The following is a 16,258-nucleotide window of genomic DNA, read 5'->3' as shown; positions in this document are numbered from 1 at the left end:
GGCGCGCGGCCCACGGCCGCGCGCCACAGGGACGCGGGGGACTCAGTCCGTGCCGGACTCCATGGCGGCCTGGTCGAGGAGCAGCTCGTCCTCGGGGGCCTGGCCACGGGAGGCGATCGTCTCGGCGCCGCCCTCGGGCATGGCACCGATGAGGCCGGTGGATGCGGCCTGGGCGGCGCCCACGGAGGCGGCCTCCCCGGTGCCGACCATGCCGAGCCGGGCGTACTCCTCCAGCTTGGCGCGGGAGTCGGCGATGTCGAGGTTGCGCATGGTGAGCTGGCCGATCCGGTCGGTCGGGCCGAAGGCGGAGTCCTCGGTGCGCTCCATGGACAGCTTGTCCGGGTGGTAGCTGAACGCGGGACCGGCGGTGTCCAGGAGCGAGTAGTCCTCGCCGCGGCGCAGGCGCAGGGTCACCTCGCCGGTGACGGCGGTGCCCACCCAGCGCTGGAGCGACTCGCGGAGCATGAGCGCCTGCGGCTCCAGCCAGCGGCCCTCGTACATGAGGCGGCCCAGGCGGCGGCCCTCGGTGTGGTAGGCGGCGAGGGTGTCCTCGTTGTGGATGGCGTTGACCAGTCGCTCGTAGGCGGCGTGCAGCAGGGCCATGCCGGGGGCCTCGTAGATGCCGCGGCTCTTGGCCTCGATGATGCGGTTCTCGATCTGGTCGGACATGCCCAGGCCGTGGCGGCCGCCGATGGCGTTGGCCTCCAGGACCAGGTCCACGGCGGAGGCGAAGGACTTGCCGTTGATGGTGACGGGGCGGCCCTGCTCGAAGCCGACCGTGACGTCCTCGGGGGCGATCTCCACCTCGGGGTCCCAGAAGCGGACGCCCATGATGGGCTCGACGATCTCGATGCCGGTGTCCAGGTGCTCCAGTGCCTTGGCCTCGTGGGTGGCGCCCCAGATGTTGGCGTCAGTGGAGTAGGCCTTCTCGGTGCTGTCCCGGTAGGGGAGGTCGCGCTGCTGGAGCCACTCGGACATCTCCTTGCGGCCGCCGAGCTCGTTGACGAAGTCGGCGTCCAGCCAGGGCTTGTAGATCCGCAGGGCGGGGTTGGCCAGCAGGCCGTAACGGTAGAACCGCTCGATGTCGTTGCCCTTGTAGGTGGAGCCGTCGCCCCAGATCTGCACCCCGTCCTCCAGCATGGCGCGCACCAGCAGGGTGCCGGTGACGGCGCGGCCCAGGGGGGTGGTGTTGAAGTAGGGGCGCCCGCCGGAGCGGATGTGGAAGGCGCCGCAGGCCAAGGCCGCCAGCCCCTCCTCCACCAGGGCGGCACGGCCGTCGACGAGCCTGGCGATCTCCGCGCCGTAGTCATGGGCGCGGCCGGGGACCGAGGCGATGTCGGGTTCGTCGTACTGGCCGATGTCGGCGGTGTAGGTGCACGGGACGGCGCCCTTCTCGCGCATCCACGCGACCGCCACCGAGGTGTCGAGACCCCCGGAGAAGGCGATGCCGACACGTTCACCGACGGGCAGAGAGGTGAGTACCTTGGACATGGCAATAAGTATGCATCATGATGAATGCACATGCAACGCGGGATGCGCATCCCACCTGTGAGCCTCGTCATCCCCGTCACCGCCCCGGGTCGGGCCGACCGCCCGGAAGGAGCGGGGGTAGGGTCCGGGATGACGGCTCCGGGGCGGCCCGGAGCGACGGAAAGGGGCGTCTCCGTGCGCATAGCGATCCTGGGCACCGGTGAGGTCGCCCGCACCCTGCTCCCCGCCTTCCTGGAGGCGGGGCACGATGTGGCGGTCGGCACCCGGGACCCCGCCGCCGCCCTCGCGCGGAACCCCTCGTTCGGCGCGCCGGTCACCACCTTCGCCGAGGCGGTGCGCGGTGCGGACCTGGCCGTGAACGCGATCTCCGGTCCCGCCTGCGTCGCGGCGCTCACCCCCCTGGCCGATGCCCTGGCAGGGAAGGTCCTCATGGACGTGTCGAGCCCGTTCGACTTCTCCCGGGAGGATGAGATCGTCCTTGACCCCGTCAACACCGACAGTCTCGGCGAACGACTCCAGCGGGCACTGCCCGGAACGCGGGTGGTGAAGACCTTCAACACCCTGGCGGCGGAGGTGATGACCGCGCCCGGAATCGCGGGAGGCGACCATTCCGTCTTCCTCAGCGGTGACGACGCCTCCGCCAAGGCGCAGGTCGGCGGCCTGCTGCGGGAGTCGGGCTGGTCCGACGTGATCGACCTGGGCGGGATCGGCACGGCCCGTGCCACGGAGATGATGCTGCCGATGTGGATGACCCTGTACAGGACCCTGGGCACCCACAGGTTCGGGTTCAAGATCGTGCGCTGAGGAGGAAGCCGCGCAGCAGGGCGATGCAGGTGTCGGGGTCCTCCAGGTGGGCCTCGTGGGAGGCGTCGAGGTCGACGCGGACGGTGGCCGGGCGGCGGTCGACCATCTCCTTCTTCTGCGTGTCGGTGAAGATGCCCTGGTCGGCGAAGACCGCGAGGGCCGGCGCCGCCACCGACTCCCACTCGGCCCAGCGGGGCTCCCGGAGGGTGGCGGCGACCTCCTCCATCACGTCGGCGTCGAACCGGGGGCGCAGCCCGTCCGGCCCCTGCTCCAGGTCCGCGGCCCAGGCCGCGGACAGCACGTCCGCGCCGAGGAAGGCGCGGGCCGCCTCCCGGTCGGGGAAGGGCAGCGGCCAGGAGGCGAAGAACGCGCCGATCCGCGCGGCCTCGTCCGGTCCGCCGCTCCCCGCCGGGTGCCCCTCCAGCAGCACCAGGCGTTCGACGAGGTCGGGGCGGGCGGCCGCGGTGAGCAGTGCGGTGTGCGCCCCCATCGACTGGCCGACCAGCCGCACCGGTCCCCCGGCGATCCCCTCGGCGACCGCGGCGGCGTCGGCGGCGAAGGCGGCACGCGAGGTGTCCTCCGGGCGGCGGGTGCTGCGGCCGTGGCCGCGCTGGTCCGGCAGCAGCACCCGGAAGTCGGGGGCCAGGGCGCGGGCGGTCGGCTCGAACTCGCGCGCGCTCCCCGCGAGCCCGTGCAGGATCACGACCGGCGGCCCGTCGCCGCCGGTGTCGAGGACGTGCAGCTCGACGGTGTCGCGCCGCAGGGTGTGGGAGCGGAGGGGCTCGGTCATGGTCGCCAGTGTGGTGGACGGGGCGGGGCGAAAGCCACAGAGGGCACATCGGTCACTCGGGCACCAAAAGCACGTAGATCTCTTGCGACACTCCGGAAAATCGTGAAGGTTTTCTTCTGGGTGGGCCGGTTCGCGTACCGTCATCGCGAGGACACGACCCGGAACCCGTCGGGCCCCACCCGCAGGACAGCCTCCGGAAGGAGCCACGTTGGCGCACCCGTCCCGATCCACCTCCCCCGTCCCCCGGCGCGGCGCGCTCCTGGGCGGGGCCCTCGCCGCGACCCTGGCCGCCGCCCTGATGCCCGTACCGCCCGCGGCGGCGCTGACCGTCCCCGGCACCACCGCCGGCACCGCCGAGTGCCGGGTCGACTCCGAGGCCCCGCCCAAGCGGCAGATGCGCGCCGAATGGATCGCGGGAGTGCACAACATCGACTGGCCCAGCCGCACCGGGCTCACCCCCGAGCAGCAGCAGGACGAGCTGACCGCCCTGTACGACCGCGCCGTCGCCAACGGCCTGAACGCGGTGTTCGTGCAGATCCGGCCCACCGCCGACGCCTTCTGGCCCTCCCCCCACGAACCCTGGTCGCAGTGGCTCACCGGGACCCAGGGCCGGGACCCCGGCTACGACCCCCTGGAGTTCGCCGTCGAGGAGGCCCACGCGCGGGGCCTGGAGTTCCACGGCTGGTTCAACCCCTACCGGGTGGCCATGCACGACGACCTCGGCCGCCTGACCGCCGACCACCCCGCCCGCCGCAACCCCGACTGGACCTTCACCTACGGCGGACGGCTCTACTACGACCCCGGCATCCCCGAGGTGCGGGAGTTCGTGATCGGCGCGATGATGCACGCCGTCGAGAACTACGACATGGACGGCGTGCACTTCGACGACTACTTCTACCCCTATCCGGTGAGCGGCCAGGAGATCCCCGACGCCGACACCTTCGCCGAGTACGGCGGCGACCACGACGACATCGGGGACTGGCGGCGCGACAACGTCAACGCCATGGTGCGGGAGATGGACGAGGCGGTGCACGCCGCCAAGCCGCACGTCAAGTTCGGCATCAGCCCCTTCGGCATCTGGCGCAACTCCGGCACCGACCGCCGGGGGTCCGCCACCAACGGGCTCCAGTCCTACGACTCCCAGTACGCCGACAGCCGCCGGTGGGTCCGCGAGGGGTGGGTGGACTACATCAACCCGCAGGTCTACTGGGAGATCGGCCTGCCGGTCGCCGACTACGCGGTGCTGGTGCCCTGGTGGGAGCAGGTCGTGGAGGGCACCGGCGTGCACCTGTACGTGGGCCAGGCCGCCTACAAGGTCGGGAACGCGGGCGCCTGGTCGGACCCGCGCGAGCTGTCCCGGCACCTGGACTTCAACCGGGACCACCCCGGGGTGCTGGGCGACGTCTACTTCAGCGCGACGTCGCTGCGCACCAACGCGGCGGAGGCGATGGCGATCGTGCGCGAGGAGCACTACCGGTACCCGGCACTGGTACCCCTGCACGAGGACCTGCCAGGCCGGGCGCCGGGGGCTCCGCGGGTGGTCGGCGGGGCGCGGGGGGACGGCGTGGAGCTGTCCATCCGCCCCGGCCGGGGCGAGCGGCCCGCCTACTACGCGGTGTACGCGGTGGAGGGGGAGCCCCGCCGCGATCCCGACTGCGCCGTGGCCGACGCGCGCACCCTGGTCGGAACGGTGCCCGCGGGCGAGGACGGCCGGGCGGTGTTCACCGCGGAGGAAAGCGGCCGCACCTACTACGCGACCGCTCTGGACCGGACCCACCGGGAGAGCGGCGTGAGCAACCCCAGGCACGTGCGCTAGACGGGGTTCTCCGCGGGGGGCGGGAGGGCGCGCGACCTCCCGCCCCCCGACACGGGCGGGGCCCGGTTCAGGGGCGTCCCGCCCGGGTCCCGGCGGCCAGGACGACGGTGATGCCGACCAGGGCCGCGAGCACCACCACCGTGTTCGGGGACAGGAACTCGGCGAGCGCCCCCGCCAGTGCGAACCCCACCCCCTGGAAGATCATCAGCCCCGCGGTCACCAGCGTCATGACCTGGCCGCGCTGCTGTTCGGGGATCGCCGCCACCAGCAGCCGGTCCACGCCCAGCGCGTACCCGTACCCCGCCCCGGACAGCACGAGCAGGGCGAGCAGCACCGCCGGCCCCGGGTGCAGGCCCAGGCCGAGCAGCGGCAGGAAGGCGAGCAGGCCGAGCGGGACGATGGCCCGCACCCGCTGGGCGTCGGTGAGCAGGGAGCCGGCGAGGAGGGTCCCCGTGATCATGCCGACCGGGGTGGCCGACAGCAGCATGGCGACCAGGGCGGGGCCGCCGCCCAGCCCGTCGGCCAGGGGTGCGGCCAGGGCCTCGGCGGACACGCCCAGCACCGGCGGGAACCAGGTCAGGGCGAGCAGCACGCGCAGGCGCGGGGAGCGCAGGGCCTCGCGGGCGCCGCGCAGGGACTCGGCGACCGGCGACGACGGGGCCGGCCCCGGGGCGCGGCGGGCCGGGGAGAGGGGGAGCCCGAACCTCAGCAGCAGGCAGGAGGCCAGCAGCAGCCCGGCCCCCGCGAGCAGCGCCGGGGTGGGAGAGAGGGCCGCGAACAGCACACCGCCGAACGCGAACCCGCAGATCTGGGCGAGCTGGGCCGCCATCCGCAGCAGGGAGCGGCCCAGCGCGAAGCCCTCCGGCGGCAGCACGTCGGCCACCGCAGCCGCCTTGGTGCCCTGGTAGAGGGGGGCGATCGCGCCCGTGGCGAACATCAGCAGCAGCATGACGGGGACGGGTGCCCCCGGCACCGCCATGCACACCACGAGCAGGGCGGTCGCCGCCTGGGTGAGGACCATGAGGCGGCGGGCGGGGACCCGGTCGCTCCAGGCCGACAGCAGGGTGGCGCCCAGCAGGTGGGGCAGGAACCCCACGGCGAAGGCGAGCGCCGACAGCAGCGGCGAGCCGGTGCGCGCGTACACGGTGAGGGACAGCGTGATCTGCGCGGCGACCTGGCCCAGGATCGCCAGCACCTCGGCCAGGAAGAGGACGCGGAACTCGGGAACGGAAAGGACCCGGAGGTAGCCGGTGCGCGCTGTGGCGCGCGGCGCGGTCGGGGACGTCATGTCCCCAGACTCGGCCCGCTGCCGGGGTAGCCTCAAACGATTCGGCGGTGGCCGAAGGGTGGCGTCCGCGCAGGGGCGGGCGGAACGGGGGAGCAGAACGGGGGCCGCGGTGCCGGGACGGCTGGTGTTCACCCACGACGACCTGCTGCGCTGCCGTTTCGCGGTCTCCCCGCTGTGGGAGGCCACGGCGGCGGTGCGGCTGCTCGGCGAACCCCACCGGGGCACGCTGCGCCGCCTGTGGCCCGCGGCGATCCGCGAGCGCAGCGGCACCGACCTGGGTCTGGACCCCCTGCCGCTGCTGTCGCCGCGCCCCGGCTACACGCCCGACTTCCTGGCCCCTCCCCCGCCGGGGCCGTCCGTGGACCTGGAGGACGAACTGGAGGTGCTGCTCGCCACCCCGCCCGACCGGGTGGCGGTGGAACTGGAGCGCTGCCTGCTGGACCCCCGCCGGGCCCTGCCCGGGACGGTGACCGGGCCGCTGCTGGCCGACCCGGCGGCGACGCTGGAGCGGATCGTCCGGGCCCTGCGCCGGGCGTGGGAGGGGCTGGTGGCCCCGCACTGGCCGCGGGCCCGCGCGCTGCTGGAGGCCGACGTGTCGTTGCGCGCCCGGACCGTCGCCCAGGGCGGGCTGCGGGAGGTGATCGCCGCCGTCGCGCCCGACACCCGCTGGCGGGGCCGGGTGCTGCACCTTCCCGACCCGGCCGAGGGCGAGCGCACGCTGGACGGCCGGGGGCTGGTGCTGATGCCCAGCGTGTTCATGTGGCCGGAGACCGTGGCCAAGACCGAGGCCCCCTGGCAGCCGACGCTGATCTACCCCGTGCACGGGGTGGGCAGGCTGTGGGAGGCGGACGGCCCCCCGGCGGCCGGGGACGCCCTGGCCCGCCTGCTGGGCGGCACCCGAGCGCGCCTGCTGGTGGAGCTGGCCGAACCGGCGACGACCACGGTGCTGGCCCGGACCCGGGGCTGGAGCCCGGCCACCGTGTCGGAGCACCTGTCGGTGCTGCGGGCGGCGGGGCTGGTGCGGTCGTGGCGGGTGGGGCGGCGGGTGTTCTACATCCGGACCCCCGCGGGCGACACCCTGGTCCTGGCCGCCGACCCCGCACGGAACGGACCCGGCGGGGAAGCCGTCGAAAGAGGCCGTTAGGCCGGGCGGGCCCCACGGCTTCCGAACGGGCCCCTGAGCCGGCCGGGCCCTCACCGCCCTCCGTCCGGCGGCAGCGCGTCCACCCGGCTCCGCACCACCGATACCAGGCCGTCCGGTGCGGGCGCGGCGACCCGCCCCAGCAGGTCGGCCAGGGCGCGCACCGCGGCCGCGAGGTCGGCCGCGGCCAGGGACACCGGATGGGTGCGCTCGATCCCGGGCGGGCCGGGGTCGCCGGCGTTCTGCACCGTGACGACGCCGAACGCCGGGAACACCAGCCCCCGGTGCGCCGCCCACAGGCGCCAGAGCAGGTCGCGGCCCTCGGTCAGGGAGTGCAGGGCCCGCCAGGAGGAGCCCCGCGCGGTGTGCCGGGCTGCGTCGCCCACCGCGATCCAGGCCAGGAAGGCCCACTCGCCGAGGGTGGCGGTGTCGGGGTCCCACCGCTGCGGGGGGAGGTTCCGCCCGAAGCGGCCCGAGCGGTCCAGCAGGGCGGTGGTCTGCGGGGGCAGTCCGGTGCGGCCGTCCGCGGGCGCCACGACCAGGGAGAGCTGGCGCCCGTCCGCGTAGGCGACGATGAGGTGTGAGGAGCCGGAGTCCCAGGCCTGGACGAGGTCGGCGGCCACGGGGGCGAACCCGCGCGCCCCGGCGAGCACCTCGTCCCGCCGCCGGTCGAAGGGCTCCCCTTCGGCCAGCCCGAGTCCCGCGTCCACGTCCGAGAGGGCGTCGCCCGCGCCGCGCCCGAGGGATCCGCCCAGGTTGACCCAGTCGATCCAGGGGCGCGGCCGGGCCCATGCGACCAGGGCGTCGACCAGGGCCGAGGGGTCGGCACCGGACATGCTCACTCCTCCGGGGGCGGGGCGCCGCCCGGTCGGCGGTGCCGTGGCGCCCACCCTACGGCCCGCCCCCGGTCCGGCGGGCGGCCGGGCGCCCGGCGGACGCGGCCGCCCCGTGGGACCCGCGCCGCCCCGGAGCGATCACCCGACGCATCCTCCCCTTACCCACGGTTTATACGGCCCGGGTAGGGCACACGGGTACGGGTCAGGGGACCAGAAGGAGTGCGCGACGATGTTCGACGGTGTTGTGGAGTGGTTCAGGGGCCTCTTCGGCGGGGCCGCCGAGGAGGCGGTCCAGGGTGCCGCCGGCCTGGGCGAGACCGCCCAGGGCTACGGGGAGTCCTTCGGCGGTGCGGCCGAAACGGCCCAGGGGTACGGGGAAGCCGCCTTCGGTGGGGTGACCGAGGCCGCCCAGGGCTACGGGGAAGCAGCCTTCGGCGGTGCGGCCGAAGCCGCCCAGGGGTACGGGGAAGCCGCCATGGGCGGGATGACCGAGGCCGCCCAGGGCTACGGAGAAGCGGCGTTCGGCGAGGCCTCCGAGACCGCCCAGGGCTTCCAGGAGCAGGCCGACGCCGTCGGCGGGTTCGCGGAGGACCCCGGCGGCGCCGTCACCGACGCCGCCCGCGACCGCCTCACCGGCGGGGAGGCCTGACCCCGCGCCCGCCGGGGCGGCGGTGCACCGCCGCCCCGGCGGCCAGGGGGAGCAGGGCCGCGGCGCACAGCCACGCGAACACGTCTCCCGTCCGTGCGTAGACCGTGGCGGTGCCCGCGCGGGGGACGTCGGCCACCAGGATCTGCCGGCCGGTGGAGTAGTAGTCCACCGTCGCCAGGGTCCGCCCGAGCGGGTCGACCGCGTTGGACCGGCCCCGGCTCGCCTGCCGGACCAGCGACACCCCGTTCTCCACGGCGCGGAACACCGCGTTGCGCGCGTGCATCTCCTTGATCCCCTCCCAGGTGTTGGCACCGATCAGCAGGATGTCCGCACCCGCGGTCCCCGCCTGCCGGACCGTGCCCGGGAAGTCCCCGTCGTAGCAGATGACCGTGGCCAGCCGCCCGGCGGGCGTGTCCACCACGGGCACGCGGCCGTCGCCGGGCTCGTACGGTTCCAGCACCGGGATGGGGTGGCTCTTGTCGTAGGTCCACAGCACGGACCCGTCGGGGCCGACGAGGACCATCTGATTGCGCAGGTGCGGCGCCTCCTCCGTGTAGACCGACATCCCGGCGTTCACGTGGATCCCGTGCCGCCGGGCGGCCCGGGCGATGTCCTCCACCAGCAGGTCGCGGTCGGCCTCCAGGGTGAAGGCGGCCGACTCCGCCCAGACCACCACCTCGGCGCCCGCCTCTGCCTCGCGCTCGGTGGAGGCGAGGAGGTCGTCGTTGACGGCCGCGAAGCGCGAACGCATCTCGGCGCGGTCGGCGGCCAGGATCGCCTCCAGCGAGTCGTACTCGCGGAAGGTCGGGCGGATCTGCTCCCAGGCCGCGCGGGAGGCGCTCACCCCCGCGACGCGCACCGTGTCCGCGGCCGGCGGGGTGAACACCAGACGCGCCCCGCCCAGCACGGTGACCGCGGCGACGGCCGCGACGGCGGCGACCACCGCGTTCCGGGCCGGGCGGTCCCCCGCGCCCCGCTCCCACACGAGCGCGGCGGCCGAAGCCGTCCAGGCGACCAGGAAGCTCACCCCGTACACCCCCGTCACCGACGCCAGCTGGATCAGCGCGGTGTTCTCCGCCTGGGTGGCACCCAGGACGCCCTGGATCGTGCCGAAGGGCGTGGCCGAGGCCACCCCGAACTCCACCGCGACCACGGCGGCGGGGAAGGCCGCGCTCGCCCACCGGCCGATCCGCTGGTACAGGAGCCGGTCCACCGCGTAGGGAACCGTGTGGAACAGGGCGAGGAGCAGTCCGAGGGGGAGGAGGGCCGGGGACAACAGGTCGGCAAGGGCCAGCCAGGCCGTCGTGGAGACGGTGGTGGAGGCCAGGGCGCCGCCGAACGCGGCCAGGGGCCGGACCGAGCGGGTGAAGCGGAGCAGCAGGACGGGGAAGAGCCAGGCGAGCAGGGCGATGTCCCAGGCCGCCTGCATGGCGAACACGGACAGGAGGGTCCCGGCGGCCCACAGGGTCGCGCGGCGCACGGTCGTGTCGTCCACGGACATCCCTTCGGAGTGGATGGATTCGGAGCCCGGCCGGGGCGAGAAGAACGCTACGCCGTGCGCTCCCCCGCTCCCATGGGGGATTCCGCCGGGTCCGTACGGGATCCCTCGGCGGGGACTGCGGTGTTCCGCAGTACCGGCTGCGGCCGGGGGCCGCTACCTTCCGTAGGAGCGGCAGCGAGGGGGATACATGGGGGGCGAGGACCGGTCGGCGCGCGTCTGGGCGCGGGCCGCGGCGGGCACCGCACTGGGCGGGCTGTCCGCGGCGGCGGAGGCCGCGGTGCTGGCACCGGTGCTGTTCCTGCTGCCGCTGGCCGCCACGGGCCGGGGGCGGCTGCTGCTGGGCCGGGTACTGCGGCCGCTGGAGAGGGTGGAGCGGTGGCGGCTGGCCGCCCTGTTCGGCATCGAGATCGTCGGGGAGCCCGGCCCGCTGCGCGTGCTGGCGTATCTGGCGGTGCGCTGCCCGGTCGGGCTGTTCGGCGGGCTGGTGCTGGGGTTCTTCCTCCCGGCCGGGTTCTACCTCGCCCTCTCCCCGTTGCCCGTGCTGGACGGCAATCCGCTCGGGATCGTCCCGTTCGGGCTGGCTCTGGTGTACCTGAGTGTGCAGGGGATCGTGGGGCTGGTGGGCACCGAGCGCTGGATCGCGCGCCGTCTGCTGGGCCCCAGTCGCCGGGACCTGCTGGAGGAGCGGGTCGCCGAGCTCACCGCGTCCCGGGCCGGGGTGGTCACCGCGGTGGACCGGGAGCGCCGCCGGATCGAACGCGACCTGCACGACGGTCTGCAGCAGCGGCTGGTCCTGGTGGGCATGGCCCTGGGCCGGGCCCGTCGCGACCCCGGCACGGCGCGCGGCCGGGAGCTGGTGGAGCAGGCCCACCGGGAGGTGGGCAACGCGATCCGCGACCTCAAGGAGGTCGCCTGGCGGGTGTACCCGGCGGTGCTGGCCGAGTCCGGTCTGGCGGCGGCCCTGGACGGGCTGGCCGCCCGGTCGGAGCTGCCGGTCCGGGTGTCCTGCGGTCCTGTGGCGGGGATCCCCCCGGCGGTGGAGACCGCGGCCTATTTCGTGGTGGCCGAGGCGGTCACCAACACGGTCAAGCACGCCGGGGCCACCCGGGTGGACGTGCGCGTCGAGAGGGAGGGGAACGCGGTGGCGGTCCGGGTGCGCGACGACGGGGCGGGCGGGGCCGACCCGTCGGGGACGGGGCTGTCCGGCCTGGCGGGCCGGGTGGGCGCGCTGGACGGCCGCCTGACCGTGGACAGCCCGGTCGGCGGGCCGACGACGGTGGCGGCGGTACTGCCGTGCGGGTGATCGTGGCCGAGGATTCGGCGCTGCTGCGCGAGGGCCTGGTGCGGCTGCTGGAGGACGAGGGCCATCGGGTCCTCGCCGCCGTCGGGGACGCCGAGGCGCTGCTCGCGGCGGTCGCCGAGGAGGAGCCCGACGTGGTCGTGGCGGACGTGCGCATGCCGCCCGCCCACACCGACGAGGGGCTGCGTGCGGCGGTGCGGCTGCGCCGGGAGCGCCCCGGGATCGGGGTGCTGGTGCTGTCCCAGTACGTGGAGCGGCGGTACGCGACCCGGCTGTTCACCGAGAACACCGGCGGGGTCGGCTACCTGCTCAAGGACCGGGTGATGGAGGTGGACGGCTTCCTCGACGCGCTGGAGCGGGTGGGGTCGGGCGGGGCGGCCTTCGACCCGGAGGTGGTGAGGCAGCTGCTGGCGGGGGGCGAGGGGGACGGGCTGACCGGCCGGGAGCGCGAGGTGCTGGAGCTGATGGCGCAGGGGCACACCAACCCGGCGATCGCCGGGCGGCTGTTCGTGTCGGTGAGCGCGGTGGAGAAGCACGCCAACGCGATCTTCGAGAAGTTCGGGCTGGCCGCGGCCCCCGGGTACAACCGCCGGGTATTGGCCATCCTTCGCCACCTGGGCGCCTGAGGGCGGCCCGCCGGGCGTTCCGGGACCCGGCGGGCCGCCTCCGGGACGGGGTTCACAGGCCCCCGGCCCGGGCGGAGGGGGTCACCCGAAGTCCACGTCGCTGCACAGGTAGTACACCTGGTCCTGGTGGGAGGCCTTCCAGATCGTGTACACGATGTGGTGGCCGGTGTAACCCGAGGTGCTGACGTCGATCAGGTAGTCGTTGCCGGGCGGGTACTGGCCGGTCTGCTCGACCAGTTCCAGGTCGTTCCAGCCGGGGGCCTGCGTGGTCGGGTCGAATCCCTCGCGGGTGACGTACACCTGGAAGTAGTCCGCCCCGTGCGACGCCTGGTCGTAGAGGTGGATGGTGAAGTCGTCGCCGACGGGGGTGGTGACCCAGTCGCCGGGGGTGTCGAGGGAGTCGTAGCGTCCGCCCTCGGTGTTGCCGCCGCTGCACAGGGTGCCGTCGGGCACCTGGCCCCGGTGGTCGCCTCCGACGTTGTCGCGGTACAGGCCGTTCCAGTTCCACATGGCGTTGGGGTTGTCCTGCCACGCCTGCCAGCACATGGGGTCTTCCTGCGCCATGCCCGGGTTGAGGTGGTCGTCGCCCCAGCGCTCGAAGCAGCCGTAGTTGCGGGAGGCGGGGTCGACCACGGAGCCGTGCGCGGAGGCGGGGGCGGCCGTGGCGGTCAGGGCGAGCAGGGGCAGTGCCGCCAGGGTGAGGGCCCGGGCCGCCGGGGTGAGGCGGGGGGCGGTCGGTGCGGTGTTCTCGTTCATTGCGTCTCCGTCGGTCTCGGCCGTGCGGCCGCGCGACGGGGAGCGCTCCCACGCCCATTGTTACCCACCGGATCCATCCGGAAACACAGCGCTCCGAAAAATCCGTCGACCCGCGGCGGCCGCCCGGTCTACGGTGCGGTGACGGCACACGGACCGAAGGGACACCATGCACGAGAGCTCCGGGCGACACGCCCCCCGCACCCCCGCGACCGGGAAGCCGGCCGAGCGCTGACGGCCCCGGGCCGCGACCGGCGCACCCCGGCCGGGGTGCGCCGGCGGTCCGTGGTGCCCGGTGTTCCCGGACACGGTCGGGCGGGAGGCGCGGACGTGCACTTCCCTCCTTCCTTCTCGTGCTTCCGGGAGTTCCCGTGTCCTCGTCCCCGTTCCGCCGCAGGCGCGGCGGGCGCCCTCCCCTGGGCCGCGACTTCACCCTCCTGTGGTGGGCGTCCGCCCTGACCAACCTCGGTGACGGCGCGCTGCTGGCCGCAGGCCCCCTGCTCGTCGCCTCCGTGGCACCCTCACCCCTGGCCGTGGCGGGCGCCGCGGCCGTGCAGACCGCGCCGCACCTGCTGTTCTCGCCGTTCGCCGGAACCCTGGTCGACCGGCTCCCCCGGCGTTCCGTGCTGGTCGCCGCCGACCTGGCCCGGGGCGCGGTGCTCGCCCTGCTGGCCCTGGCCCTGCTCGGCGGCGGCCTCCACCTCTGGTGGATCTACGCCGCGGTGTTCGCGCTCGGGGCGGGCGAGGCCCTGGCCGACTCCGCCTACGGCGCGCTGGTGCCCTCGGTGGTCCCCCGGGAGCTGCTGGGGCGGGCCAACGCCCGGTTGGCTCTGACGTTCTCGCTCAACAACCAGCTGCTGGGCCCGCCGCTGGGCGCGTTGATGTTCGCCGCGCTGTGGGCGCTGCCGTTCGGGTTCGACGCCCTCGCCTACGGGGTGGCCGGGCTGGTCGTGCTGCGCCTGGCGGTGCGGTCCCGGGCCCTGCCCCCGGAGCCGGGGCGCGCGGACGGCGGCGGCCTGTGGGCGGACACCGTCCGGGGCCTGGCGTTCGTCCGGGGCGTCCCGGTGCTGCGGACGCTGACCGCCTGCATCCTCGTCATGAACCTGACCGGGGTGGGGGTGTTCTCGGTCTGGGTGCTGTACGCCCGTGAGCACCTGGGGCTGTCCGAGGCCGGGTTCGGCCTGTTCATCGCGGCGGGCGCGGTCGGCGGTGTGGCGGGCTCCCGGCTGTACGGGTTCCTGGAGCCCCGGGTGGGGCGGGCGTTCCTGCTGCGCTGGGGTCTGGTGCTGGAGGCGGCGACGTACCTGGTGCTGGCCCTGGTCGAGAACCCCTGGGCCGCCGGCGCGGTCATGTCGGTGTTCGGTGTGCACGCCGTGGTGTGGGGGACCGCGGCGGTGACGGTGCGCCAGACGGCGACGCCCGACGGCCTGCTGGGCCGGGTGTCCGGGGTGTACCGGTGGGCCGACCTGGGCGGGGCGGCGCTGGGGGCGGTCCTCGGCGGGGTACTGGCCGGAGCCCTGGGGCTGCTGGCGCCCTTCCTGGTGGCGTCGGCCGCGGTGGGGGTGCTGGCGGTGGCGGCCTGGCGACCGCTCGGCAGGGCCGACGGGAGGTGAGGGCGGGGCGGAACAGGGGTTCCGTGTTTTCGGGACACCGTTCCCGAAACAAAACCGCCATATGGTATTTACATATCACCATTACCGGGTTACCTTTCTGGCACGCCGCTCGGGCTTGCCGGGCACCGGCGCGGAAAGCCCGGCGGCGTACCATCATCGGTTCCTTCAACCACCCGCTCACGACGCGACTGGGAGCGCTCCCACTCTGCCGGTCGCATTTTCCGCCGCGCCCTTTTCCGGGCGCGGCACCACTCCTTCCCCTTTTCTCCCGGACACCTCCTTCCCCGTCCGGGAGTGCGCCCGCCCCCTCGCCGGGGCGGGCGTTCGGCATGTCCGGACCTGGGACCATGGGACGGCAGGCCCCGGGACGGGGCACGCCCCGCAGGGAGGGAACGTGACGTATCCGATGGAGACCGACACCGTCGTCGTGGGCCTGGGCGCGATGGGCGCCCAGACGCTGTGGCGGCTGGCCCGGCAGGGAGTCGACGCCATCGGGATCGAAAGGTTCGCCCCCGGCCACACCCGCGGCTCCAGCCACGGCGAGTCGCGCATCATCCGCACCGCCTACCTGGAGGGTGAGGAGTACGTGCCCTTCGTCCGGGCCGCCTGGCGTGCCTGGGCCGAGCTGGAGGAGGCCTCCGGGGAGCGGCTCGTCCACCGCACCGGGGCGCTCATGCTGGGCGCCCCCGGCAGCGGGGCGGTGACCGGCTCCCTGGCCGCGGCCGCCCGCCACGGGCTCGCCGTGGAGCACCTGGCCGGCGCCGACCTGGCCGACCGCTTCCCCCAGCACGCGGTGCGCCCCGGGGAGGAGGGGGTCTTCGAGGAGGAGGGCGGCGCCGTCCTGCCCGAGGCCGCCATCCTGGCCGCGGTGCGGCTGGCCCGCGCCGCAGGAGCCCGCGTGGTCACCGGCGCGGCCGTCACCCGGATCGAACCCGACCCCGACCGCCCCCGCGTGTTCGTCGGCGGCACCGGGATCCGGGCCCGCCGGGTGGTGGTGACCGCCGGGGCGTGGCTGCCGGCCCTGCTGCCCTCCCTGGCCGGGCTCGGCGGCGGCATCCGGGTGGAGCGCCGGGTGCTGGGCTGGTTCCGGCTCACCGGGGACGCCCCGCCGCACGCCGCCGGGCCGGTGTTCGCCCGGGACGAGCCCGACGGCACCCTCTGGTACGGGTTCCCCAGCCTGGACGGGCGCACCGTGAAGATCGGCGTGCACGCCGAGGCACCCGGAGCCCCGCGCCGCCCCGGCTCCCAGTGGGGCGAACCCGTCGACCCCGACGCGGGCCCGCGCGCCCCCGACCGGGACGACGCCCACAGGCTCGGCGAGCTCGCCGCCGGACTGCGCGGCGTGGAACCGCTGCCCGAGCGCATGGCGGCGTGCATGTACACGATGACCTCCGACGAGCACTTCGTCATCGGCCGCCACCGCGACCTGCCCGGCCTGGTCGTCGCGGGCGGGTTCTCCGGACACGGGTACAAGTTCGCCTCCGCCGTGGGCGAGGCCCTGGCCGACCTGGCACGGGAGGGGGAGACGGCGCTGCCCGTCTCCATGTTCGACCCGCACCGGTGGGACTGACCGGGGCCGGGCGGCCGTGACCCGGGGAGCGGGGGCGTGCGATCATCTCCCCCAGCGCGGCGCGAGCGCATCCCGTCCCC

Annotated in this window: 14 protein-coding genes; 8 read left to right on the top strand and 6 right to left on the bottom strand. The window is 75.0% G+C overall.

Annotation, left to right across the window (positions count from 1 at the left end; all coding sequences use genetic code 11):
• Positions 1 to 42 precede the first annotated feature (42 nt).
• Positions 43 to 1,491, bottom strand: coding sequence for an argininosuccinate synthase (gene argG, locus ACSUPR_RS22905; RefSeq protein ID WP_436886781.1), 1,449 nt, complete (start codon positions 1,489 to 1,491; stop codon positions 43 to 45).
• Between the two features lie 174 nt (positions 1,492 to 1,665).
• Here argG and ACSUPR_RS22900 point away from each other — a divergent pair, with 174 nt between their 5' ends.
• Positions 1,666 to 2,295 (top strand): NADPH-dependent F420 reductase, encoded by a 630-nt coding sequence (locus tag ACSUPR_RS22900; protein ID WP_436886780.1) that lies wholly within the window; start codon positions 1,666 to 1,668, stop codon positions 2,293 to 2,295.
• Here ACSUPR_RS22900 and ACSUPR_RS22895 read toward each other — a convergent pair.
• Positions 2,279 to 3,085 carry an alpha/beta fold hydrolase gene (locus ACSUPR_RS22895; RefSeq protein ID WP_436886779.1) on the bottom strand — a complete coding sequence of 269 codons (807 nt, stop codon included), beginning with the start codon at positions 3,083 to 3,085 and terminating at the stop codon, positions 2,279 to 2,281. The two genes, ACSUPR_RS22900 and ACSUPR_RS22895, sit on opposite strands and share 17 nt — an antisense overlap.
• A 208-nt stretch (positions 3,086 to 3,293) precedes the next feature.
• On the opposite strand from ACSUPR_RS22895, the gene ACSUPR_RS22890 reads away from it, so the two are divergent.
• On the top strand, positions 3,294 to 4,901 hold the full coding sequence (locus tag ACSUPR_RS22890; protein ID WP_436886778.1) for a glycoside hydrolase family 10 protein: 1,608 nt from the start codon (positions 3,294 to 3,296) through the stop codon (positions 4,899 to 4,901).
• A 67-nt stretch (positions 4,902 to 4,968) separates the two neighbouring features.
• On the opposite strand, the gene ACSUPR_RS22885 is transcribed toward ACSUPR_RS22890, so the two are convergent.
• Positions 4,969 to 6,189 carry an MFS transporter gene (locus ACSUPR_RS22885; protein WP_436886777.1) on the bottom strand — a complete coding sequence of 407 codons (1,221 nt, stop codon included), beginning with the start codon at positions 6,187 to 6,189 and terminating at the stop codon, positions 4,969 to 4,971.
• Positions 6,190 to 6,298: 109 nt separating this feature from the next.
• Between ACSUPR_RS22885 and ACSUPR_RS22880 the strand changes: the two genes are divergently transcribed.
• Positions 6,299 to 7,333 carry a DUF5937 family protein gene (locus tag ACSUPR_RS22880; RefSeq protein WP_436886776.1) on the top strand — a complete coding sequence of 345 codons (1,035 nt, stop codon included), beginning with the start codon at positions 6,299 to 6,301 and terminating at the stop codon, positions 7,331 to 7,333.
• 50 nt (positions 7,334 to 7,383) lie between these two features.
• Here ACSUPR_RS22880 and ACSUPR_RS22875 read toward each other — a convergent pair whose 3' ends face one another.
• Positions 7,384 to 8,166 (bottom strand): hypothetical protein, encoded by a 783-nt coding sequence (locus ACSUPR_RS22875; protein WP_436886775.1) that lies wholly within the window; start codon positions 8,164 to 8,166, stop codon positions 7,384 to 7,386.
• A 229-nt stretch (positions 8,167 to 8,395) separates the two neighbouring features.
• Here ACSUPR_RS22875 and ACSUPR_RS22870 point away from each other — a divergent pair, with 229 nt between their 5' ends.
• The gene (locus ACSUPR_RS22870) at positions 8,396 to 8,815 is read left to right on the top strand and encodes a hypothetical protein (RefSeq protein ID WP_436886774.1); all 420 of its coding nucleotides are present in this window, start codon (positions 8,396 to 8,398) and stop codon (positions 8,813 to 8,815) included.
• Here the strand turns inward: ACSUPR_RS22870 and ACSUPR_RS22865 are convergent.
• Positions 8,796 to 10,316 carry a nitrilase-related carbon-nitrogen hydrolase gene (locus tag ACSUPR_RS22865; protein WP_436886773.1) on the bottom strand — a complete coding sequence of 507 codons (1,521 nt, stop codon included), beginning with the start codon at positions 10,314 to 10,316 and terminating at the stop codon, positions 8,796 to 8,798. The two genes, ACSUPR_RS22870 and ACSUPR_RS22865, sit on opposite strands and share 20 nt — an antisense overlap.
• A 187-nt stretch (positions 10,317 to 10,503) precedes the next feature.
• Here ACSUPR_RS22865 and ACSUPR_RS22860 point away from each other — a divergent pair, with 187 nt between their 5' ends.
• Both ACSUPR_RS22860 and ACSUPR_RS22855 read left to right on the top strand, forming a co-directional pair.
• The gene (locus ACSUPR_RS22860) at positions 10,504 to 11,619 is read left to right on the top strand and encodes a sensor histidine kinase (protein ID WP_436886771.1); all 1,116 of its coding nucleotides are present in this window, start codon (positions 10,504 to 10,506) and stop codon (positions 11,617 to 11,619) included.
• Positions 11,610 to 12,242 (top strand): response regulator transcription factor, encoded by a 633-nt coding sequence (locus tag ACSUPR_RS22855; RefSeq protein ID WP_436886770.1) that lies wholly within the window; start codon positions 11,610 to 11,612, stop codon positions 12,240 to 12,242. The genes ACSUPR_RS22860 and ACSUPR_RS22855 overlap by 10 nt, the downstream gene beginning before the upstream one ends.
• A gap of 81 nt (positions 12,243 to 12,323) precedes the next feature.
• Here the strand turns inward: ACSUPR_RS22855 and ACSUPR_RS22850 are convergent, their stop codons facing one another.
• Positions 12,324 to 12,998 (bottom strand): lytic polysaccharide monooxygenase auxiliary activity family 9 protein, encoded by a 675-nt coding sequence (locus tag ACSUPR_RS22850; RefSeq protein WP_436886769.1) that lies wholly within the window; start codon positions 12,996 to 12,998, stop codon positions 12,324 to 12,326.
• Positions 12,999 to 13,366: 368 nt separating this feature from the next.
• Here ACSUPR_RS22850 and ACSUPR_RS22845 point away from each other — a divergent pair, with 368 nt between their 5' ends.
• Both ACSUPR_RS22845 and solA read left to right on the top strand, forming a co-directional pair.
• Positions 13,367 to 14,608 (top strand): MFS transporter, encoded by a 1,242-nt coding sequence (locus tag ACSUPR_RS22845; RefSeq protein ID WP_436886768.1) that lies wholly within the window; start codon positions 13,367 to 13,369, stop codon positions 14,606 to 14,608.
• A gap of 406 nt (positions 14,609 to 15,014) precedes the next feature.
• Positions 15,015 to 16,178 (top strand): N-methyl-L-tryptophan oxidase, encoded by a 1,164-nt coding sequence (solA, locus tag ACSUPR_RS22840; protein ID WP_436892104.1) that lies wholly within the window; start codon positions 15,015 to 15,017, stop codon positions 16,176 to 16,178.
• The last annotated feature ends 80 nt before the right edge of the window (positions 16,179 to 16,258 follow it).

This window comes from Nocardiopsis dassonvillei (assembly GCF_964273065.1).
Taxonomy (GTDB): Bacteria; Actinomycetota; Actinomycetes; order Streptosporangiales; family Streptosporangiaceae; genus Nocardiopsis; species Nocardiopsis dassonvillei_B.
This window is presented reverse-complemented; position numbering and strand designations above follow the sequence as displayed.